General features: G+C 72.9%; 17 protein-coding genes. 7 read left to right on the top strand and 10 right to left on the bottom strand.

What is annotated here, in order from left to right:
* Positions 1–3: 3 nt before the first annotated feature.
* The 4 genes from OG303_RS41000 to OG303_RS40985 form a co-directional block, all read right to left on the bottom strand.
* Positions 4–4626, bottom strand: a complete 4623-nt coding sequence (locus tag OG303_RS41000; RefSeq protein WP_405874972.1) for a hypothetical protein — start codon at positions 4624–4626, stop codon at positions 4–6.
* A 37-nt stretch (positions 4627–4663) separates the two neighbouring features.
* Positions 4664–5554, bottom strand: coding sequence for a hypothetical protein (locus OG303_RS40995; protein WP_405874971.1), 891 nt, complete (start codon positions 5552–5554; stop codon positions 4664–4666).
* A gap of 52 nt (positions 5555–5606) precedes the next feature.
* Positions 5607–7133: a hypothetical protein gene (locus OG303_RS40990; RefSeq protein ID WP_405874970.1), complete on the bottom strand. Its 1527-nt coding sequence runs from the start codon at positions 7131–7133 to the stop codon at positions 5607–5609.
* A gap of 102 nt (positions 7134–7235) precedes the next feature.
* Positions 7236–7931 (bottom strand): GntR family transcriptional regulator, encoded by a 696-nt coding sequence (locus OG303_RS40985; protein WP_405874969.1) that lies wholly within the window; start codon positions 7929–7931, stop codon positions 7236–7238.
* 173 nt (positions 7932–8104) lie between these two features.
* Here OG303_RS40985 and OG303_RS40980 point away from each other — a divergent pair, with 173 nt between their 5' ends.
* The 5 genes from OG303_RS40980 to OG303_RS40960 are packed head-to-tail and all read left to right on the top strand — an operon-like array spanning position 8105 to position 12476.
* Complete coding sequence (locus tag OG303_RS40980; RefSeq protein WP_405874968.1) at positions 8105–9400, top strand: MFS transporter; 1296 nt, start codon at positions 8105–8107, stop codon at positions 9398–9400.
* A complete protein-coding gene (locus OG303_RS40975; RefSeq protein ID WP_405874967.1) occupies positions 9397–10218 on the top strand; it encodes a putative hydro-lyase in 822 nt (273 codons plus the stop codon). Before OG303_RS40980 ends, OG303_RS40975 begins: the two co-directional genes overlap by 4 nt.
* 19 nt (positions 10219–10237) lie before the next feature.
* A complete protein-coding gene (locus OG303_RS40970; protein WP_405874966.1) occupies positions 10238–10996 on the top strand; it encodes a LamB/YcsF family protein in 759 nt (252 codons plus the stop codon).
* Positions 10993–11610: a 5-oxoprolinase subunit PxpB gene (gene pxpB / locus OG303_RS40965; RefSeq protein ID WP_405874965.1), complete on the top strand. Its 618-nt coding sequence runs from the start codon at positions 10993–10995 to the stop codon at positions 11608–11610. Before OG303_RS40970 ends, pxpB begins: the two co-directional genes overlap by 4 nt.
* Positions 11607–12476 (top strand): biotin-dependent carboxyltransferase family protein, encoded by an 870-nt coding sequence (locus OG303_RS40960; protein ID WP_405874964.1) that lies wholly within the window; start codon positions 11607–11609, stop codon positions 12474–12476. The genes pxpB and OG303_RS40960 overlap by 4 nt, the downstream gene beginning before the upstream one ends.
* Before the next feature lie 117 nt (positions 12477–12593).
* On the opposite strand, the gene OG303_RS40955 is transcribed toward OG303_RS40960, so the two are convergent.
* From OG303_RS40955 to OG303_RS40935, 5 genes are all read right to left on the bottom strand, one after another.
* A complete protein-coding gene (locus OG303_RS40955) occupies positions 12594–13442 on the bottom strand; it encodes an SGNH/GDSL hydrolase family protein (protein WP_405874963.1) in 849 nt (282 codons plus the stop codon).
* Positions 13439–14596 carry a glycosyltransferase gene (locus tag OG303_RS40950; protein ID WP_405874962.1) on the bottom strand — a complete coding sequence of 386 codons (1158 nt, stop codon included), beginning with the start codon at positions 14594–14596 and terminating at the stop codon, positions 13439–13441. Before OG303_RS40950 ends, OG303_RS40955 begins: the two co-directional genes overlap by 4 nt.
* Positions 14593–15738 (bottom strand): glycosyltransferase family 4 protein, encoded by a 1146-nt coding sequence (locus OG303_RS40945; RefSeq protein ID WP_405874961.1) that lies wholly within the window; start codon positions 15736–15738, stop codon positions 14593–14595. The genes OG303_RS40950 and OG303_RS40945 overlap by 4 nt, the downstream gene beginning before the upstream one ends.
* Positions 15739–15924: 186 nt before the next feature.
* Positions 15925–17343, bottom strand: coding sequence for a HEAT repeat domain-containing protein (locus OG303_RS40940; RefSeq protein ID WP_405874960.1), 1419 nt, complete (start codon positions 17341–17343; stop codon positions 15925–15927).
* Between the two features lie 300 nt (positions 17344–17643).
* A complete protein-coding gene (locus OG303_RS40935; protein ID WP_405874959.1) occupies positions 17644–18036 on the bottom strand; it encodes an ankyrin repeat domain-containing protein in 393 nt (130 codons plus the stop codon).
* A gap of 260 nt (positions 18037–18296) precedes the next feature.
* Here OG303_RS40935 and OG303_RS40930 point away from each other — a divergent pair, with 260 nt between their 5' ends.
* Both OG303_RS40930 and OG303_RS40925 read left to right on the top strand, forming a co-directional pair.
* On the top strand, positions 18297–18491 hold the full coding sequence (locus OG303_RS40930; protein WP_266677874.1) for a hypothetical protein: 195 nt from the start codon (positions 18297–18299) through the stop codon (positions 18489–18491).
* Positions 18492–18531: 40 nt separating this feature from the next.
* Complete coding sequence (locus OG303_RS40925) at positions 18532–20211, top strand: ATP-binding protein (protein ID WP_405874958.1); 1680 nt, start codon at positions 18532–18534, stop codon at positions 20209–20211.
* Between the two features lie 68 nt (positions 20212–20279).
* Here the strand turns inward: OG303_RS40925 and OG303_RS40920 are convergent, their stop codons facing one another.
* Positions 20280–21779 carry a PLP-dependent aminotransferase family protein gene (locus tag OG303_RS40920; RefSeq protein WP_405874957.1) on the bottom strand — a complete coding sequence of 500 codons (1500 nt, stop codon included), beginning with the start codon at positions 21777–21779 and terminating at the stop codon, positions 20280–20282.
* Positions 21780–21864: the final 85 nt, after the last annotated feature.

Genomic DNA, 21864 nt, shown 5'->3' with positions numbered 1-21864 from the left:
CGTTCACGGGGCGCTGGGCGCCGGCCGTTTGAACATCCGTGTCGCCGTGATCTCGCTGTGCACCGCTTCTCCTTCTCCGGCCGGGGTCTGCTGCGGCAGACCCGGACGGAGGTGTTCCTCCACGCTGATGTACTTCAGACCCGCCCGCAGGTCGGCGTCGTTGCGCAGCCGGATGACCAGCGGGAATTCGGCCAGCGCGGTCGTGTCGAACAGGCCGGTGGTGTACAGGAGTTGGACGCCGAGCGCGTCGGACACGGCCCGCTGGAGCTCCAGCAGGTAGGTGGCGTTGGCGCGTCCGATGGGGTTGTCGAGGAACAGCGTGCCGGCGTGCCGGTGCTTGTCGCGGCCCCGGTCGTTGGAGCGCAGCGCGGCCATCGTGCAGTACAGGGCGATGGCCGCGGTGAGCAGCTGGCCGCCGGAGAACACATCGCCCATCTGCCCGACGGGCACGCGCTCGGCGCGCAGCACGGCGTCCGGCTTGAGGATCTCGACGGCGACACCCTTGGGCTGAAGTGCCGCGCCCACGCCCCGCAGCAGGAGAGACATGCCGTCGCGTCGCAGGTCGGAGTTCTTCTTCACGGCCGCTCGGGTCGCCTCGTCGATGACCTCGCCGAGCCGCTCGGTGAGCGTGGCCTGGTCGGGCTCCTCGAAGCGGATGCGAAGGAACTCCTGCCCGGACCACTCGCCCAGCCCCTCGGGCAGCCTGGAGAGCCGCTGGGCTGACCGCAGGGTCGCCAGTGCCGACTCCACGAGCCCGCGCAGCCGGTCCACGATCGAGTCCCTGTTCCGCTCCAGCTGCGCCAACTCGTCGGTGAGGACACGGAGTCGGGGCGCGAACGCGTCCGCCCACTTCTGGGCGTGCTCGGGCAGTGCCGAGGCGGGCAGCTCGCGGATCTGCTGCCGTGCCGGGGTGCGGACCTGCTCGTAGCGCGTGGAGTTGGCGTGCCGGACCAGCACATCGCTCGCCTCTCGCACGGCGGCTTCGGCGGCCGACAGGTCGGCGGCGCAGCCGCGCAGGGAGCGGCGGGCCTCCGCGGCGGCGTGACGGGCCTCCTCCAGGCTGCCGGGGTACGGCTCGGGCTCCTCCTGCTCCTCGTCCAAGGCGTGTTCGCGCAGCAGGTCGCGGAGCATCGCGGCGATCTCCTCGATGCCGCCGGCCGCGTCCTCGGCCGCGCGGTGGGCGTCGAGGAGTTCGGCGTGCGCCTCCCGGGCCTGGCTCAACGCCTCGGTACGGGAGGCCAGTTCGGCGGTCGCCGTGCGCAGCAGTGCCTGTGCGTGCTCGGCGTCGCGCGGTTGAAGCTCCTCGGGCAGCTCGGTGTGTGCCTCGCCGTCCTCGGGCGCGTGGCGTTCGGCCTCGGCGCGCAGCCGTCCGAGCTGCTCGCTCGCGGTCGACATCCGGGTCTCCAGGAGCTGCACCAGCTCCTCGGCGCGCGCGGCGGCCGCCTGCCGGGAGGGCCCGTCGGATCCGTCCGGCGACTGCAGCAGCTGCTCCGCGCGCGTACGGACCTTGTTGCTGAGCCGGTCCAACTCGGCGCGGGCCGCGCTCTCGTCGCTCTCCGCGCGGGCCTGCTCGGCCCGCAGGTCGGCGCCGACGCCGACCTGCTCGTAGAGCTGGGAAGCGGCGCGGTAGGCCTCGCGAAGGGCGGGCAGCGAGGACCTCGGGTCTGCCTCGTCGGCCTCCGGTACGTCGTCGGGGGCACCGGCGATCTCCGCGCGTTCGGCGCGCAGGGCGCGTGCGGTGCGGCGGGCGTCGTCGGCGGCGCGCTGGGCGCCGCGGCGGTCCTCGTCGGCGGCGCGAGCGCGCTCCAGACAGGCCTGGGCGCGGGCCTCCGACTCGGCGCCCTCGTCGGCCAGTTCGCGCAGTTTGACCTGCCAGCCGGCCCGCTCACGCAGCCGGAAGGCAAGCCCGGCGAGGGCGTCGGCCGCGCGTCGGGCCTTCTGTGCCGCCTCCTGCCGCTCGTCCCGCACCTGCCCGGCCTCGGCGGCGACCTCGTCGGCCTCGGCCCGGACCGTACGCGCCTCGGTCAGCTCGGCTTCGGCATCCTCGGCGAAGGCGCGCGCCTCGTGGACAGCCTGGGCCAGCTCAACGAGCCGTCCCGCCGGGCAGCCGGTGCGCCAGGAGGCGAGCCGCGCCGCCAGCTCCCGGTCCTTGCCGAGGCGCGCGGCGAGCGTCCTGATCTCCTCGTCCCGCTCGGTCGCCCGCGCGCGCAGCGCCTGCCGCTCCTCGTCGGCGGCGTGCTCGTCGTGCATGGCCGGGTTCGGCGGTACGAGGAAGACGCTGCTGTCACCCGCGTCGGCGGCCGGGGTGGGTGCGAGCAGCGCGGCGGCCGTGCCGACGGCCACGGCGGACCGCGGCAGCAGCGCCGCCTCGTTGAGGGTCTCGCGGGCACGGGCGTGCGTGTCGGGATCGGTGATGATCACGCCGTCGACCAGCTCCGGCCGGGCGGCCAGCACGCGTGCGTGGTCGGCGGGGTCCACGGCCTGGGCGAGATAGCGCCATCCGGGCAGCGCCGGGATGCCGTGCTCGCCGAGGAACTCCACGGTGGCCAGCACGTCGGGCCCTGGCGGCAACAGACCGCCGTCACCGAGCGCGCCGAGGATCCGGGAGTCGTCGGCCGCCGCGGTGCGCAGCTCGAAGAGCTGCCGCTCGGCAGACGAGACGGAGTCGTCGAGCAGCTCGCGCAACTCGTCGGCGAAGCGGTCGAGTTCCTCGGGGGTGAGGGCAGGCTGCTCGCTCTCGGTCTCGTTCCGGGGCTGCGGGACCACGGGCCGCGAATCGCTGCCGGAGACGCTCAGCAGTTCCGCCAGCCGCTCCTCCGCTGCCAGCGCCTCGGCGATGCGGTGCTCGGCCTCGTGGGACCGCTGGGTCGCGGTGGCCGCGTCCGCCGCGCGAGCCGCCGTCAGCTCGGCGCGGGATTCCGCCGAGCCCGCCTCGCGCGCGTGCTCCGTGGCCTTGCGAGACGCCTCACGCGCCATGTCCCAGGCGGCGACCGCCGTCTTCTCGGCGTCGCTGGCCGCGAGGGCGGCGCGGGCCGGGTCGGCGTCGGGCGCGCTGTCGTCGAGCCATCCCGCGCGCACCGCTTCGGCGGTCTCCTGCTCGACCTCGGTGAGGCGCTGCCGCAGATGCCCGACCTCGCTGCGGGCCCGCTGCGCGTCCGTGGCGGCGGCGGTGGAGTCCCGGTAGGCGACCTCGCCGACCTCCTGCAGCGCGGCGGAGCGCTCTTCCTCCTCGTTCGCGAGGGACTCGGCGCCCTCCGCGGCCGCGTGCAGGGCTCGTACGAGATCCACGGCGGCCTTGGCCCGGGCGGCGAGTGCGGGAGCGGCGTCCCGCTCGGCCTCCTGGATCGCTGCGGCCACGCGCGCGACGCGGTCGGCGGCGGCCCGGTGCCGCAGCGCGGCTTCGGCGGCCTGCCAGGCGGAGTGCAGGGTGCGGCCGTCGGCGAGCTCGCGCTTCTGCCCGGCGGCGGACTTCTCGGCCGAGGCGAGCGCCAACGAGGCGTTGCGGTAGGCGAGTTCGGCGGCGATCAGCGCACTGCGCTCACGGCCCGCCTCGGAGTGCGTGACCGCGTACGCGGCCGCGGTGACGCGCTGGGCGAGGTCGGCGGCCCGGACGCGCTCCTGCACGCCCCGTGCCGACAGCCGGCGCGCCAGCGTGCGGGTGCGGCGCTCGGCACCGGCGTGGATGTCACGCGCGTGTGAGCGTGCCTCGGCGGCCTCGACGATGCGCCCGAGCAGGTCCGCCGAACCGGCGGTGAAGTCCCGTTCGGCGATCAGCTCGGCCCGACGGCCCAGCTTGTTGCCGAAGCCGCTGACCAGGTCGGCGAGCCCGTCGGTGTCCCGCGTGTCGGTCACGGCGCGCAGCAGCAGGTCGGTGAAGTCGGAGTCCTTCTTGACCGCGAAGAGGCCGGCCGCCTCTCCCTCGTCGGCGTTCATCTCCCGCTGGTAGCGGAAGAGTTCGGGGTCGAGCCCGAGGTCACCGAGGTGCTCGATCCACCGGTCGTGGATCTCCTCCCAGTGGACCTCCAGATGCGGATACGCCTTGCCCGCCTCGGTGAGGGTGTCCCGGAAACCCTTCATGGTGCGCCGGCGGCCCTGCGCGCCCGACTGCCCCTCGACGGACGGCCGCACCGTGGTGGCCTCGGCGACCGGCAGATTGTCCAGGGAAAGCCCGGGGCCGGGCCGGAAGGAGTACCAGGCCTCGGCGAACTTCCGCGGATCGTTAGACACCTGCCGCCCGCGCCACTCGCTGACCTTGCCGACGACGACGCACTCGCCGGTCAGCGTGTGCTGCCACTCCAGGGCCACGTGCCCGCAGTCGTCGGCAAGCAGGAACTTGCGCAGCACGCCTGAGCTGGCGCCGCCGAGGGTGTTGCGGTGACCCGGCAGCATCACGGAGAAGATCAGCTTCAGCAGGACGGACTTGCCACCGCCGTTCTCCAGGAAGAGCACGCCGGCGGGCGCGGGGCGGCGCGGCGGGCCGACGGGCTCCTCCTCGAAGAACTCCGCCTGGGTGGGCGCGGGGTCGGGCACGGGCTCGCCCACGCCGCGCAGGTCAAGCACGGTGTCGGCATAGCGCGCACCGGCGGGACCGATCGAGTAGAGGCGGACCCGGGACAGCTCGTACATGGCGGACTCTCGTAAGTCTTCGGCAGGTCGGGGAAGTTCAGGAGGAGGACGGCGCGTGGAACGGCAGCCCGGCGTCGGCCGCCAGCTCCAGGTCGTCGGTGTTCTCGGCGGGCAGCAGCGTCGGCGTGCCGTCGGTCACCGGGACCACGCCCAGCTCCAGCAGCTCGGCCATCGCGGCACTGCCCGCCATGTCGCGCACCTGGAGCTGGTAGCGGGCCGTCGTGCGGTACGTACCGCCGTTGTCGTCGCCTGTGCGCTGCAGGAACCCGGAGTCGGTGAGGAAGACGGCCGCCTTGCCGACGATGCCGGTCGTCGAACCGGCGAGTCTGCGTGCGTCCTTGGTGGCACCGGTCGCGCTGCGTCTCGCCCAGATCCGCCACGCGGCCTCGAGGCCGGGTGCCTCGGTGGCCGGGTCGGTGTTGTCGCCGTGCTCCTCGGCGCGCTCCTCCAGGCGGCGGCAGGCCTGCCGTACGAACGCGTCGACGCCGTTGACCGTCACGCGCCCGATGTATCCGTCGTCGGCGAGGTCCTCGGGGCGCGGAAACGCCATGGCGGCGACGGCGAGGTGGGCCAGCCCGTGCAGGAAGCGGTCGCCGCCGTCGGCGGACGTACGACGCGCGTAGTCGCCCATGCGGACGGCGAACACCGAGTCCTCGGCAGCCGTCACGGCCATCCCCGCGCGCGGGGACACCTCCAGCACCACGAGCCCGAGCCCGGCGGCCACGGCGTCCGCGAGCCGCGCGAACGGTGAGTCCTCGCGATACCGGCGCAGCAGCTCGGCGTACTCCTGGTCGCGCGCGGGCTGCAACTTGGGCTGCAGCCCGAAGGCGACGAGCCGCGCCGCGTCGGCGGCGTCGGCGGGCGTGACGGCGGCGGTCGCCGGAGGTGCGGCGACCTCCGGCTCACTCCATTCGACGTGCTCGGTCACGGCTGTCGCTCCTTGTTGCACTCACGCTCGTACGTACGCCGGTCGGCCCCGTTCACGCCGCCTCCGTCCTGTCGGCCGCCATCCCCACCGCGTCCAGCAACGCCGTCCCCACGATCAGGTCGGCCCCACCGAACTCCGGGTCGTCCAGCTCCGTCCCGTCGTCCACGGCGAACAGCAGCTTCTCCTCACCCTGCCGGTAGGCGGTCCCCACCGGCGGGCTGGCCGCGTGAACCGCCAACAGGGCCACCAGATACGGCAGATCCGGATCCTGTCGGCGAGCCTCGGCCAGCAGCCCGGAGAGCCGCCGCGGCGCGTCGGCAGGCAGATCGAGCAACTCCGTCGCCGCGACCAACTGCTCCTCGCTGAACCGGCTGTCGTCCGGTGTGGCGATGAGGTCCGGTTCCGGCATCTCCGCACCGAGGTGCTCCCGCTCCACCGGAGGCGTCAACAGGATGTCGACGAGGTCCGACACCCGGACGGACACCGGCGTGCGCAGACCGGTCCCGCGCGCGAAGAACGCCTCCGTGACCCGCACGGCCTGCTCCAGCGGCAGCGGCAGGACGGGGGCGACGAGATGCCCGTACAGGTCGATCCCCGACGACGTCATGGGCGTGGCGAAGGCCTGTCGGTCCTGCTCGGCGCGGAACAGCGGCCCCGCCTCCAGCAGGCGCGACTGCAGCTGCGTGTGCCGCCGGATGCAGTCCTTGACGATGTCGACCAGCTCGGCGGCACGCCGCTTGTGCTCGGGATCCTCCGTCTCGTCGCGCGCCTTGCGGATGTTGGTGAGGATCGCGTTCTCGTGCCGGTACCGGTCGGCGACGTGGTCCAGCGCCTCGGCGATCATGTCGGGCACGGAGTTGAGCCAGTCCACCGCCCGGACGTTGCGCCGGGTCGCGTCCAGAGCCCTGCGGAGCGTCTCCGAGTACTGCACCGTCCGGTACCGGGCCTGCTCGGCCGCGAGCTGGGCGTCGGCGAGGCGGCCCCGGTTGATCAGGACCTCCAGCTTGACCTCGGCGGCGATCTGCGCGCTGGTGACGTCCGTGTCCAGGGCGCCGACCAGGACGTTGACCGCCTCGTCGGTCGTACGGAGGTAGACGGTGCCGCCCGGACCCGGCACCTCCTCGATCAGCTTGAAGTCGTAGTCACGGCGGACATAGCTGCCGTCGGTCGCGAACGTGCCGTAGACGGCCCGGAAGCCGCGGTCGACGCTGCCGACGTTGATCAGGTTCTCCAGGACCCACCGGGCCACGCGCTCGTGCTCGGCGACCGGGCGCTGTGTGGCCTGGGCGGCGATGCGCGGGATGAGCCGGGCGACTATCTGGTCGTGGTCGGCGCCCGTGTCGAAGTCCATGTTCAGGGTGACCAGGTCGATGGCGGAGAGGGCCACCTCCGCCATGCCGTACACCGAGTACTCGCCCGCGAGGTTGGCCTTGCGCACGTCGAGGTCGTGCAGCGGCGCGGTGCAGGCGAGCGCACGCAGGCGCCGCGCCAGTCCCTCGTCGGCGGCCGGGCCCGGTGCTGGGCGCGGCCCCGCGCTGAGCTGGGGCGGAACACGGTCCGTCGATGCAGGCGAAGTCACGGTGCACAGACTAGGTCCTCGGTCTGACAACGACCCAAACGACGCAGATGCGACCAGGCGTCACGGTTGTCACGCCGACAGGACCAGCACTCTTCCGTACCGCTATCCGTCCTCGCCGACCCGCCGCCGGTACACCTCGACGACCCGCTCCAGCGAGTCCTCGAGGTAGACCTCCAGCATCTTCTCGGCCTCCGGCCGGTCCCCCGCCTGCAGGGCCTGCAGAATCTGCCGGTTGCGCGCGAGGTAGGGCTCGTGCAGCCGTCGCGGGTCGTCCACGACGTGGAAGGCCAGGCGCAGTTCGGCGAAGACGCTGCGCATCAGCTCGTCGGTGCGGGCACTGCCGGCGAGGGCCACCAGCTCCCGGTGGAAGTGGATGTTGGCGGTACCCACCGCTTTCCAGTCACCTTCGCGGGCCGCCCGCTGCCCGTCCTCGACGACTTCGGCGAGCGCGTCCAGGCCGTACGGCGGCTCGCCGAGCCCACGCACGACGGCGCACTCCACGAGGCAGCGGGTGCGGTAGATGTCCTCGACGTCCTCGACGGTCAGGACCCGGACGAACACGCCCCGGTTCAGCTCGTGGACGAGCAGACGTTCATGGGTGAGCAGCCGGAACGCCTCGCGCAGGGTGTTGCGGGAGACCCCGAGTGCGCCGCCGATGCTGTCCTCCGACAGCCGGGTCCCGGGCGGGAAGAACCCCTCGGCGATGCGCCCTCTGAGGATGTCCGAGACGCGCTCGGCGGTGCTGGTACGCCCCAGGAGAGCCCGGTCGTCGGCCAGTCCTGTCAGCTGCTCTGCCATGCCCGGAATTCAATCGCAGATACAAGAACGAAACAACAGGGGTATTGAAGGATCGTTCAACGATCCTCTACCTTGCTACGCACGGCGCCGTCTCCCGCACCTCGGCGCCAACCGCTTCCGCACGGCACGGCTCACTCCTCAAGCACCCTTCGTCCTCCTACTGCGAGGTGCCCATGAGCACGACCCCTCCACCGCAGGCCCTGACCGCCGACCCGCGAGCAGATGAACTCACCGACCACGACGGGGCCTTGGGCTGGCTCCGCGCCCTGGGTCCGCGCGGCCGCCGCGCCTTCGCCGGCGCGTTCGGCGGCTATGCCCTGGACTCGTACGACTACTTCACGCTGCCCCTGAGCATGGTCGCGCTGGCCGCGTACTTCGGCCTGGACAGCGGCCAGACCGGGCTCTTCACGACCGTCACGCTCGTGGTCTCCGCGGTGGGCGGCGCCGTCGCGGGGGTGGTGGCGGACCGGTTCGGCCGGGTCAGGGCGCTGATGATCACGGTGATCACCTACGCGGTCTTCACCGTGGCCTGCGGTTTCGCACCCAACTACGAGACGCTGCTGGTCTTCCGGGCCCTCCAGGGCCTCGGTTTCGGCGGTGAGTGGGCGGTCGGCGCGATCCTCGTCGCCGAGTACGCGAGCGCGAAACACCGTGGGCGCACCCTCGGTGCGGTCCAGAGTTCGTGGGCGGTGGGCTGGGCGCTGGCCGCCGTCGTCTACACGCTGGTCTTCTCGTTCGCCGGTGACGACCTGGCCTGGCGCATCATGTTCTGGACGGGCGCGCTGCCGGCCCTCCTGGTGGTCTGGATGCGGCGCCGGGTGCAGGACGCCCCGGAGGCGGCCGCCGTACGCGAACAGAGCACGAAGAAGGGCTCGTTCACGGAGATCTTCAAGCCCGGCCTGCTGCGCACCACGATCTTCGCCGGGCTGCTGTCCACCGGTGTCCAGGGCGGCTACTACACGCTCGCCACCTGGGTGCCGACGTATCTGAAGAGCGAGCGCGGCCTGTCGGTCGTCGGCACGGGCGGCTACCTGACGTTCCTGATCTCCGGCGCGTTCCTCGGCTATCTGACCGGCGGCTACCTCACCGACCGGCTGGGGCGCAAGCGCAACATCTGGCTGTTCGCCCTGCTGTCGGCGGTCTGCATCCTGGCGTACGCGAACATCCCGAGCGGCGCCAACACCCTGCTCCTGGTGCTCGGTTTCCCGCTCGGGTTCTGCATGTCGGCGATCTTCAGCGGCTTCGGGTCCTACCTGAGCGAGCTGTACCCGACGGCCGTGCGCGGCACGGGCCAGGGCTTCACGTACAACACAGGGCGGGCCGTGGGCGCCGTCTTCCCCACCACGGTCGGCTTCCTTGCCGACAGCTGGGGTGTGGGCGGCGCGCTGGTGTTCGGCGCGATCGGATACGGCATCGCAGCGCTGGCGCTGTTCGGGCTGCCGGAGACGCGTGGGAGGGAACTCGCGTGAACCGTACGGAAGACCGCCCCCTGACCGTCGTCGACGAGCACGCGCACGCGTGGAGCCCGAAAACCGCCCGGGACCGCTTCCGGGAGGGGCTCGCCGGCCCCACCGCCGGAGTCGCGGCCGGCCACACCCAGGTCAACCTGATCTCGGTGCCCGCCGACTGGGCGTACGACATGCTGCTGTTCTGCCAGCGCAACCCCAAGCCGTGTCCGGTGCTCGACGTCACGGACGCCGGTGCCGTCACGACGGTCCTCGCGGACGGCGCGGACCTGCGCACCGACCTGCCGCGCTACCGGGTGTGGCAGGACGGCGAGTTGGTGGACGAGCCGACGGACGCACGCGCGTACTGGCGCGACGACCTGGTGTCGTTCCTGATCGGCTGCAGCTTCACCTTCGAGTGGGCGCTGGCCGGGGCGGGCGTCCCGATCCGCCACGTCGAGCAGGGCCGCAACGTCCCGATGTACGTGACCGACCGTCAGTGCCGCCCGGCGGGACGGCTGCACGGGCCCCTGGTGGTGTCCATGCGGCCGGTGCCGCCGGAGCACCTGGCGGCGGCGATCCGGGAGAGCAGCCTGCTCCCGGCGGTGCACGGCAGCCCCGTACACTGCGGCGATCCCTCGGGGCTGGGCATCGACGACCTCGGCCGCCCCGACTTCGGGGACCCGGTGGACGTCGAGCCGGACGACATTCCGGTGTTCTGGGCCTGCGGAGTGACCCCGCAGGCGGCGGTGATGGCCTCGCTGCCGCCCTTCGCCATCACGCACGCACCGGGCCAGATGTTCCTGACCGACGCCCGCGACGAGCAGTACCGCGTGGCCTGAGACGAAACGCGAAGGAACCATGACCTCGATCGATCTGAACGCCGACCTCGGCGAAGGCTTCGGCCGCTGGCGGCTGACCGACGACGAGCGGCTGCTGTCCGTCGTCACCAGCGCCAACGTGGCCTGCGGCTTCCACGCCGGGGACGCGGCCACCATGCGGCGGGTGTGCGAGCTCGCGGCCGAGCGCGGTGTCCGGATCGGCGCCCAGGTCTCCTACCGGGACCTGGCGGGGTTCGGGCGGCGCGCGATGGATGTGCCGCCCGCCGAGCTCTCGGCCGAAGTGGCGTACCAGATCGGCGCCTTGGAGGTCTTCGCGCGCGCGGCGGGCACGCGCGTGTCGTACGTCAAACCGCACGGCGCGCTCTACAACCGCGTCGTGCACGACGAGGAGCAGGCCGGCGCGGTCGTGGACGGAGTGCGGCTCGCCGACGCCACGCTGCCCGTGCTCGGCCTGCCCGCCTCGCGTCTGCTGGAGCTCGCCGAGAAGGCGGGCCTCCCGACGGTCACGGAGGCCTTCGCGGACCGCGCGTACACGGCGGAGGGCACGCTCGTGCCGCGCGGCCACGACGGTGCCGTGCTCACCGACCCGGAGGCGGTCGTGGAGCGCTCGGTGGGTCTGGCTCGCTTCGGTACGGTCACCGCCCACTCCGGTGAGCGCGTCGACGTACGCGCGCGTTCGCTGTGCCTGCACGGGGACACGCCGGGCGCCGTCGAACTGGCCCGGCTGGTCCGCGACCGCCTGCAGGAGTCGGGCGTGCGGGTGGAGGCCTTCGCATGAGGGTGCTGCCCGTCGGGGGCAGTGCCCTGCTCGTCGAGGTGTCCTCCGGAGACGAGGCACAGGCCCTGCACGCGGAGCTGCTGCGCCGCCGGGCGGAGGGCCTGCTCACCGTGCACGAGATCGTCCCCGCGGCCCGCACCGTCCTGCTCGACGGCCTCGACGACCCGGTCCGTCTGGCTTCCGAACTGACCGCCACCGAAGTGCCCACCGCGGCCCGTCGCGAACAGGCGGTCGTGGACATCCCGGTGCACTACGACGGTCCCGATCTGGCCGACGTCGCCGCCCTCTGGGGCGTCCGCGAACAGGAGGTGGCTCAGATCCACGCAGCCACCGAATTCAGCGTCGCCTTCTGCGGGTTCGCCCCCGGCTTCGGCTACCTCACCGGCCTGCCGACGCGCTACGACGTCCCGCGCCGGGCCACGCCGCGCACCGCCGTCCCGGCAGGTTCGGTGGCGCTGGCAGGCTCGTACACCGGCGTCTACCCGCGTTCGTCGCCGGGCGGCTGGCAGTTGATCGGCCACACGGACACCGTGCTGTGGGACCACGCGCGCGTGCCGGCCGCGCTGCTGTCGCCCGGCACGCGCGTGCGCTTCGTCCCGGTGGGGCACTCATGACGGACCGGGCGCTCGTCGTCGTACGAGCCGGAGCACTGACCACCGTGCAGGACCGGGGACGCCCCGGGCACGCACATCTCGGTGTGCCCCGCTCCGGTGCGCTCGACGGCCCCGCTGCGGCGCTCGTCAACCGGCTGGTCGGCAACCCGCCCGAGGCGGCCGTCCTGGAGACCACGGTCAACGGCTGTGCCGTACGGCCGCGTTCGACGGTCACGATCGCGGTCGGGGGCGCCCCCAGCCCGGTCACGGTGGACGGCCGTCCGGTCGCCTGGGGAGCGCCGGTGCGCGTGCCCGCGGGTGCGCTCCTGAACGTAGGAACGGTCGTCTCCGGAGTACGCGGCTACGTGGCCGTCTCCGGCGGCATCGCCGTCGAGCCGGTGCTCGGCAGCCGCTCCACGGACCTCCTGTCCGGCCTCGGCCCGGCACCCCTCACGGACGGCACGGTACTGCCTCTGGGGACACCGGAAACCGTCCACGCGCGCGTGGACGTCGCCCCGCAGCCGGCACCGCCGTCCGAGCTCGTCCTCCGGGTGACCCTCGGCCCGCGCGACGACTGGTTCACGCCGGAAGCGGTACGCACCTTCACTTCCCTTACATACCGGGTCTCCCCCGCCAGCAACCGCATCGGCCTGCGCACGGAGGGACCCGCCCTGGACCGGGCTCTGCCGGGCGAACTCCCCAGCGAGGGCATGGTGTTGGGCGCGGTCCAGGTGCCTCCGGACGGCAGACCGGTCGTCTTCCTGGCCGACCATCCGACCACCGGGGGCTACCCGGTGATCGGCGTAGTCCGCGCACAAGACCTGCCGGCCGTCGCCCAAGCGGCACCCGGCACGCCGGTCCGCTTCGTGAGGACACGCATCCGCTGAAGCCCCTGTAAGGGCGCGGGGCTGTATGGACATGTGGCTCCGCCGCGCGGGCGCGAACAGCCACGACGGACCCGCAGCGACCCACCGGCCTCCATCCCCCGGCCTGCCCGCGGAGCGCTACGCCGCATCGGGCTGTTCCGCCACCGACACCGCCGCCAACGCCGCCGACACCGCCGCAGCGGCCCGCACGTCCAGCCGCGCGCTCGTGCCGCGCGCCCGGTGCCGCATCTCGTCCGCGGCGAGCCGCAGCAACTGCGGCAGCAGGTCGGTGCACCGCCGGGCGACCCAGGCGATGCCCGCCGTGGCCATCCACAGCAGACTCGCCGACTTGGTGGGCACGGGGAACTCCGCCTCGGGCGAAGGCGCGGGGCCGGTCGCACGGTCCGCTTCCGCCAGCAGCGAGTGGAAACGCACGGCCAGCTGCCGGTGCCCCCGCTCGCCGGGATGCAGGCGGTCCGCACTCCACATCGCGCGATCCGTGATCCAGGCCTCCTCGGCCGCATGCAGGTGTACGGCCCCGTAGCGGTCGGAGAGCGCGTGGACCACCCTGTTGACCGCCCGCTGCCGCCGGGCCAGCGGTCGGGCCAGCGCGCCCGGCAGGCCGAGCATCGCGCCGGGGTCGGGCAGACACGCCGTGAGCAGGACCGCGCCCTGCCCGGTGAAGGCGGCGTACACCTTGTCGAGCCGTTCGGCCACGGCGTGGATGTCAAAGGTGCACCGCAGGGTGTCGTTGACGCCGATGACCACGGACACGGCATCCGGCCGCAGGGCGAGCCCGGCCGGCGTCTGCAGTTCCAGTACCTCCCGGGTCTGGGCACCGCTGACGGCGAGGTTGGTGAACTCCACGGGCTCCTCGGCGAGCCCGCCGGCGAGCAGCGCGGCCCAGCCGCGCCACCCGTCGGCGACGGGATCGCCCACGCCCTCGGTCAGCGAGTCGCCGAGGGCCACGAAACGCACGGCTCTCATGCGACGCCCCCGGGCACGAAGCGCCGTACCGGCACCGAGGCGTCGTGTGCGGCGAGGAACGCGTCGACGGCCGCACCCCACCCGAAGCACTCCGCACGCGCGCGTGCGGCCTCCCGCCGCTCACGTTCGGGGAGTTCGAGCAGCATCTCGACGGCGTCCGCGAAGGCGTCCCCGTGGTCCGCCGCCACGGCTCCGGCGGATCCGATCACCTCGGGCAGCGCTGACGACTTGCTCACCACCACGGGCGTGCCGCAGGCCATCGCCTCCAGGGCGGCCAGCCCGAACGTCTCGGCGGGCCCGGGTGCCAGGCACACGTCGGCGGAGGCCTGGAGCGTGCCGAGCGCGCCGCGGTCGGAGACGTGACCGAGGAAGGTGACGGGCAACCCGCGCTCCCGCGCCCGCTGTTCGAGCCGCGGGCGCAGCGGCCCGTCCCCGGCCACCACCAGCACCGCCCGCCTGCCACGCCGAAGCAGCGCCTCCAGGCCGTCCAGCGCCGTGCCGGGCCGCTTCTCCACGGACAACCGGGTGCACGTGACGAGCAGCGACTCGTCCACGCGCGCGTACCGTGCGCGAAGCCCCGGATCACGCAGCGCGGGGTGCCGCTCGACCAGATCGACGCCCAGCGGGGCGCGTACGACGTTGCGGGCGCCGATCCGCACGAACTCACGCTCGGCGAACTCGGTGGTGCACACCACGCGCGCGTACGTGTGTGCCGTACGCACGTTGAGGGCGTCGGCGGCGCGCCGGGCCGCCCCCTCCGGCAGGCCCCAGGTGCGCAGGACTCCGTCGGCGGTCTCGTGGGACACCATCACGGCGGGGACCCGGGCGCGCCGCGCCCACTTGCCGGTCCACCTGAGAGTCGTACGGTCGGAGACCTCCAGGCGGTCGGGCGCCAGCTCCTCCAGGAGCCGGGCCACGCGCCGCTTGTCGGTGAGCACCCGATACCCGCCGGTGCCGGGCAACAGCGGCCCGGGCAGGGTGATGACGCGCCCCTGCTCGGTGTCGCGGTCGTCGGCACGCTCGCCGGGGATGACGAGCACGGGGTCGTGCCCTGCCGCCTTGAAGCCCTTGCCCAGCTCGCGCAGGGCGGTGCGCAGGCCGCCGGAAGAGGGAGCGACGAAGTTGGCGAGTCGCACGATCCTGAGCGAGGTCATGCCGCCACCGCCGTCTTCTTCCGCGCGGCGAGCACGTCCGTGTAGTGCCCGATGAGTTGATCGCCCACGGCCGCCCAGGTCCGTCCCTCGACGGTGGCGCGCGCTGTGGCGCCGAAGGCGGCCCGCCGTCCCGGGTCGGCGGCCAGGGACTGCACGGCATCCCGTACGGCGTCCGCGTCGCGGGGCGGTACGAGCAGCCCGGTGCGCCCGTGGGCGACCAGGTCGAGGGGACCGCCGACGGCGGGTGCGACGACGGGGACGCCGCTGGCCATGGCCTCCTGCACGGTCTGGCAGAAGGTCTCGAACGGGCCGGTGTGCGCGAAGACGTCCAACGAGGCGTAGATCCGGGCGAGTTCGTCGCCGGTGCGGCGGCCGAGGAAGACCGCGCCGGGCAGCGCTTCACTGAGGCTCGGCTGGCTGGGGCCGTCGCCCACGACCACGACCTTCACCCCTTCGAGGCCGCACACGCCGGCCAGGAGCTCGATGTGCTTCTCGGGGGCGAGCCGCCCGACGTAGCCGACGATCACCTCGCCGTTCGGGGCGAGTTCGCGGCGCAGGGCCTCGTCGCGCAGGTCGGGGCGGAAACGGGCGGTGTCCACGCCGCGCTGCCACAGCTTGAGACGGGGCACGTCATGGGCCTCCAGGTCCTGCATCGAGGCGCTGGAGGGGGCGAGGGTCAGGTCGGCGGCGGCGTGGACGGAACGGATGCGCCGCCAGGCCGCGGCCTCACCGGCGCCCATGTAGGTGCGGGCGTATCCGGCGAGGTCGGTCTGGTAGACGGCCACGGCGGGCACGCCGAGACGGGCGGCGACCGCCATGCCGCGGACACCGAGGACGAAGGGGCTGGCCAGGTGCACGACGTCGGCCCGGTGCTCGACGACGGCCGCGGCCAGACGCCGGCTGGGCAGGGCGACACGGACCTGGGGGTAGCCAGGGAGCGGGAGGGAGGGGACACGGACGACGGGGCACGGCGCCTGGGCGTCGGGCCCGAGCCCGGCCTTGCCCATGAGGGCGGTACTGGCCGGGGCGACAACGAGCGGAGAGTGACCGCGATCTACGAGGTGCCGGGCGGTCTGAAGCGCGCAGTGGGCCACGCCGTTCACGTCGGGGGGAAAGGATTCGGTCACGATGACGACACGCATACCGACGTTCTCGCCGCACTGGACGTGGTCGCGTCAACGTGGATCTTTGCGAACGATGAACGTCCCGTGAGCGTTCCTCCGCGCACCCGAGCAGGTCAGGCCGTGTCCATGACCACCTGACCCGCGGGTCACCCGCTGTTCATCCGGCGGCCGTGCCGCCGCCCGAAGGACGTGTGCGTGGCCCGCTCAAACGGCGGGCCCGTCGGGTGCGATCCGACTCCGTACGGCCGTCTGCACTTCGGCTTCCTCGGCCGGATCGGCGGCAAGCCGGCGGAGCTGTTCGACGACCCGGGCGTCACCGGTCTCGGCGTGCCGGGCGGCGATTTCGCGGGTGGTCTCCTCGCAGTCCCAGAGGCACTCGACGGCGAAACCCGCCGGGAAGGAGGGATCGGTGGCGGCGAGGGCGCGGGCCGCCCGGCCGCGGAGATGGGAGGAGGCGGTCTCGCGGTAGATATGGCGGAGCACGGGAGCGGCGCAGGCGATGCCGAGCCGGCCGGTGCCGTCGACGAGGGTCCACAGGGTCGGGGCGTCCGGCCCCTCGCCTCGTACGGCCTCGCGCAGCGCACCAAGAACCAGGTCCTTGTCCTCGATTCCGCCCCGGCAGGCGAGCATGCGGCCGGCGGCGGCACCCAAGGGGTCGGGCCGGTGGGCCCAGCCGCGGGCCCGGTCGACGGCGGCGACACTGCGCATCCGTTCGAAGGAGTCGACGGCGGCCTCCACGACCGCCGGGGAGCCGGTGACCAGGGCGCCCTCGATCAGGTCGAGGGCCTCGGGATCATTGCCGTCGGCGAGATAGCGCAGCGCGGTGCAGCGGGCTCCGTCGGTGCCGTCCTTGGCGGCCCGCACGATCTCGGGGCGGTCCTCGGGGCCGGCCACGGCCGTGAGACAGCGGGCGGCCGGGACGTGCAGCGCGGCGCCACGTTCGACGCCCTGCTGGGCCCACTCGAACACGGCCTGCACGCTCCACCCCGGACGGGGCCCGGATGGTCGCATCTGCCGCTGCCAGCGGTCGAAACAGCCGCTCTCGTGCGCGGCACGCACACGCGTGGCGATCGATTCGCGTGGATCCTCGGCCCACAGCCGCCACGGCCGGGGCTCGAAGGCGTCACGTACGACGGCGGCCAGTTCGGCCTCGCCCTCGGCGTCGGTGGAGAAGCGGGCCAGGACGGGCGAGGCCAGGGCACGCAGCCCCGCGTCGTCGTCCCTGAGCGCCAGTTCGTCCAGCGCCCAGGCCCAGTTGGAGCCGGAGGCCGCGTACCTGCGCAGCAGCGCGAGCGCGTCCCGCCTGCCGTACGAGGCGAGGTGGCCGAGGACGGCCAGGGCCAGCCCCGTGCGGGACTCCTCGGTGTCGAAGACGTCCTCGACGTCGAAGAGATGCGCCTCGATCTCGTCCAGCTCGCCGTTCAGGTCGAGGTAGAGACGGGCGTAGTAGAGGGAGCGGTTCTCCACCTGCCAGTCGTGGCGGGGGTCGCGCAGCACACAGTGGTTCAGCGCCGCGAGCGCCTCGGCGCGCGGGGCGGTGAGCGCGTGCAGCGTGCCGTCGCCGCGGCCCCGCTGGAGCAGGCCGAGCAGCGTACCGCTGGGCGCTATGACCGGATCGAACATGGGAAACAGCCTCACATCAAGCGTCGACGCAACCGGGGACGTGCATTACCTGGCCGCGTGACAACACGTCGGGGCGCCCGCCGTTTCCTGCTTGCTGTAAGCCATCTTCCTCTGCCTCTCGTCTGTGGCCCATGCGGACCGCATCACGGCCCGCGCGGTGCGGCAACACCTGCCCAGCCATCGCGTCCGTGAATCACGACGTCATGATGACTCGGCACTTCGACCTGCCGCGACCGAAATTTCGGCGGCCCTGTACCGCCTCCCCCGTTTTCCGTGTTTTTGCTGGTCAGAACATTCGGATCAGTGTGCGCCGAACAACTCGAGCAGTTCCGTCTTGCCGAACATCCGCGCCGTGTCGACGGCCGAGGGGGTCCCCGCGGCCGGATCGGCACCGCCCTCCAGGAGGGCCTTGATGACTTCCGTCTCACCCTTGAAGACGGCTCCGGCGAGCGGGGTCTGCCCCCGGTCGTTGATCCGATCACCCTCCGCGCCACGGGCGAGCAGGGCGCGCACCGCCTCGGCATGCCCGTGGTAGGCGGCGAGCATCACGAGCGAGTCGCCGCGGTCGTTGGTGAGGTTGGCCGGAACACCCGCGTCGACATACGCCACGAGCGCCTCGGTCTGTCCCTTGCGGGCCAGATCGAAGATCTTGGTCGCCAGCTCCACGACCTCCGGGTCGGGGGCTTCTGTCATCGGCCGGACCGCCTCTCCATACAACCGTTCAGGTGAATCGCCAGGGTACTGGCTCCCGCCGCACATGACCCGACACGCCAGCGGTAAAGATCACCACAGCCCAGGTCGGACGCAAGATCGCACCTCGGCCGACCGGGCCGGATCGACCGTCCGGGGGAAATCAGCCGAAATTCACTCAGTTGCACCTTTTATAGTATGGATACATGCTGTGATCCTGGAAGTACTCATGGTGACTGTCCCCGTGAACCAGGAGAACAGAAATGATCTTGTCCATCTCAGGCGTCGTCCTGCTCGGCGTCATCGTCTTCCTCTTCTTCCGCAAGGACGGGCTCAAGGCGTCACACGCCATGGTCTCGGCCCTGTTCGGCTTCTACCTGGCGAGCACGGCGATCGCCCCGAGCATCAAGGCCGGGGGCGAGAGCCTCGCGAGCCTCCTCGGCGGCATCAAGTTCTGACGCCGCCCCTCCCGTCCGTACGCACCTACAGGAGACAGCAGTGGCTCGGCGCCCCCTCCCCCGCATCCTGAGCACAGGCAGCGCGCAGATCGCCCGGAGCCGGGAGCTGGCCCGGACGGCGGCCGACAGCGCCACCGACGTCCTCCAACCGCTGATCACGATCACCCGCGGTATGCGCCGGCTGGCAGCGGCCGGGCGGCGCAGGTGGGCCGACACACCCAAGGACAGGCGCGGGCCGCTGTTGTTCCTGGTGGCCTCGGTGATCCTGGTCGTGGCACTCGTGCCGTACGGGCCGCTGCTCGCCGTCATCACCCTGATGGCGGCGGCAGCCTGGCAGGGCCGGGACCGCGAACCGCCGAAGCCCGAAGGGCCCGACGAGTCCCAGACGGAGCGCCTGCAGTCCTTGTACGAGGCCCTGGTCCCGTACTTCTCGCTCGCCGGGGACCCCTCCCCCCTCTACGCCCACGGCGGCGAGTGGGCGAAGGCGTTCCCCGCGTACGAGTTCGACGCATCGGGCCGTGTGGCCCACCTCGTGATCCGCTACCCGGCGTATTTCACCGACGGCGAGATCGACTCCCGCACCCGGATCGAGCAGCTGCTGCACGCGAAGTCGGGCCGCGGCCGCGAGTACCACTTCGAGTGGGACGAAGAAGGCAACCGGCTCACGGTCACCGTCCTGTCCCCGCTGCCCACCGACATCGCCGCCCAGCGATTCGTCACGACGCCGGGCGAGACGGTCCTCGGCTTCACCGACCCCACCCAGGTCCAGCGCACGCTTCCCCTCTCCTACGGCGAGGAGAAGCGCGACGTTCCGCCGGTCGTCTGGCGCACCGGCATCCGCTCCACCGAGCCGCACCTCCTGATCATGGGCCAGCCGGGCAGCGGCAGCACGACCCTGTTGCGCTCGATCGCCCTCCAGGCGCTCCAGCACGGCGATGTCGTGATCATCGAGGGCGGCACCGGCGAGTACGCGTGCCTGACCGGCCGGGCTGGCGTCCTGGCCGTCGAGTGCGGCCTGACCGGGGCTCTGGCGAGCCTGGAGTGGGCCGCCCACGAGACGGAGCGCCGCCTGATCGCGGCGAACCGGGCCCGCCAGGCCGGCCACCCACCGCCGGAGGACACCAAGCGCCCCCTGTGGATCCTCCTGGACCGCCCGACCGCCCTCGCCCACCTCGCCGCCGCGGACGGCCGCAAGGACCCGCAGTCCCTGCTCCAGGTCCCGCTGCGGCACGGCCGCGCGGCGAACGTGACGGTGGTGGTGGCCGACCATCTCGACAGCGCCGAAGCACTGAGCGATGCCGTACGACAGCACACGCGCGCGCGTGTCGTCCTCGGCCCCGCCACGGCCGAGCAGCTGGCCGGGACCCTGGGTGCCCTTCCGTCCACGACTCCGGCCGCCGCTGTCCCCGCCGGCCGCGGTTACGCCCGCCTCGGCGCCGGGCCGGTGCACCGGCTTCAGGTTCCGTCGACCCCGGACCCGTACGACGACGCGACGAGCGAGGCGGACCGCAAGGCGGTGCTGGCACTACTGCCGCCGCGGACCACTCCGGCAGACGCGGAGCCGGTCGAAACAAAACCCGTCGAAGCGAAATCCATCGACGTGAAATCTGTCGGCCTGGGATCTGCCGACCTGGAGCTTCTCGAAGCGGAATCTCTCGACGAGGAGCAGGTCAAGGCGGAGCCGGTGCCGGCAGAAGCCGTGGTGGCGGAGGCCCCGTAGGTTTCGGCGCCCCCGATGTCGCTGCGCCCGCCCGGCCGCAGCGACATCGGGGGGCACGGCCACGGCAGCTACGCCACGAACGTCCGCGGCGTCTCCCCGCCCCCCGACGCCCCGCTCTCCACCAACCGCGCCGCCGCGGCCAACCGCACCGCCGCCTCCTCGGCCACCGCGCCGCCGACGGTGAACGGCAGCCGCACATACCCCTCGAAGGCGCCGTCGACCCCGAACCGCGGCCCCGAAGGCACCCGCACCCCGACCCGCTCCCCCACCTCGGCGAGCCGCGAGCCCGACAGCCCTCCGGTCCGTACCCACAGCGTGAGCCCGCCCTGCGGCACCGCGAACTCCCAGTCGGGCAGCTCCCGCCGCACCGCCGCGACCAGCGCGTCCCGGTTCTCCCGGGCCTGCGCGCGGCGGATCTCCACGGCCTGCTCCCAGCCGCCCGTACTGAACAGCCAGTTCACGGCGAGCTGTTCCAGCACCGGCGTGCCCAGATCGGCGTACGCGCGCGCGGCGACCAGGCTGCGGATCACGTCCGGTGCCGCGCGCACCCAGCCGATGCGCATCCCGGCCCAGAAGGCCTTGCTGGCCGACCCGACGGTGATCACCGTGGACCCGGCGGGGTCGAAGGCGCACACGGGCCGTGGCATCTCGACGCCGTCGTCCAGCCACAGTTCGCTCATCGTCTCGTCGGCGATCAACACCGTCCCCGCCGACCGGGAAGCGTCCACGAGCTGCCGCCGCTGGTGGTCGTCCGCGAGCGCGCCGGTCGGGTTGTGGAAGTCGGCGACGATGTACGCCATCCGGGGGGCGGCGTCCCGCAGCACCTGCCGCCAGCGATCAAGGTCCCAGCCGGCCAGCCCCTCGGCCATCGCCACGGGCACCAGCCGCGCCCCCGCCTCCCGCATCAGCTGGAGGATGTTGGCGTACGACGGCGACTCGACGGCCACGCGCTCACCGCGGCCCGCGAAGAGGTGACAGATCGCGTCGATCGCGCCCATGGCTCCCGTGGTCACCATGATCTGCTCGGGCATCGTGGGGATCCCGCGCGCGGTGTACCGGTCGGCGATCATCGAGCGCAGCGCGGGCAGACCGGCCGGATAGTCCCCGTGCGTGTGGGCGTACGGGGGCAGCTCCTCCAGGGCGCCCTGGACGGCCCGGGTCAGCCACGGCTCGGGCGCGGGAAGCGCAGCGCAGCCCAGGTCGATCATCGAGCCCAGCGCCTCGGGCGGAAGCGGTTCCAGGCCGCGCGCGGGGAGCGGGTTCCCGGCCGGTACGGCGGTCCAGCTGCCGGCGCCGCGCCGGGACTCCAGGAATCCCTCGGTGCGCAGCGCCTCGTAGGCGGCCGCGACCGTCGTACGGCTGACGGACAGGGCCAGGGCCAGTTCACGTTCGGCGGGCAGCCGGGCGGCCACCGGGACGCGGCCCTCCAGCACCAGCAGCCGGATGCCGTCGGCCAGCGCGCGGTAGGCAGGTGGACGGCGCGTGCCGGGGCCCGCCGGGCGGTCCTGCTGGGAGTTGAGCAGCCTGGCCAGCTGCGCCGCACCCATCGCCGAGGTCCACTGCGCCATGGAAATCAGTCCACCTTCCCCGAATTGGCCCTGGATGATGCTTCCACCCAAGCCACAGGGTGTCACGAACCAGGCCACTACCACC

The sequence above is a fragment of the Streptomyces sp. NBC_00005 genome (genome assembly GCF_045160215.1).
GTDB lineage: Bacteria > Actinomycetota > Actinomycetes > Streptomycetales > Streptomycetaceae > Streptomyces.
Note: the sequence above shows the minus strand (reverse complement) of the source record. Positions and strands in the feature narration are given on the sequence as shown.